Raw genomic sequence first — 278 nt, forward strand, 5'->3', positions numbered from 1 at the left:
AACCTGCTGCAACTCCATCAGCAATCTGCGTCGGCGCGGCCGTCACGTGCAGGTGGGCCTCATGCTGGCAGACCACGCCATGCCCGCCATCCCCATGGCCCGGGTGATCGCCCACGAGCTGGAAATCTACGGCAGTCACGGCATGCAGGCGTGGCGTTACGACGATATGCTGGCTATGATCGAAAGCGGCAGGCTCGCGCCAGAAAAGCTGATCGGCCGCCACATCTCCCTGACCGAGGCCGCAGCTGCCTTGCCCGCCATGGACAGCTTCAGGGAAA

The 278-nt window shown here is 64.0% G+C and carries 1 pseudogene; it reads left to right on the plus strand.

What is annotated here, in order from left to right:
• A pseudogene (locus EN804_RS36950) lies at nucleotides 1–278 on the plus strand (alcohol dehydrogenase); the annotation flags it as partial.

Source organism: Mesorhizobium sp. M8A.F.Ca.ET.161.01.1.1, assembly GCF_004792105.1.
Classification (GTDB): Bacteria; Pseudomonadota; Alphaproteobacteria; order Rhizobiales; family Rhizobiaceae; genus Mesorhizobium.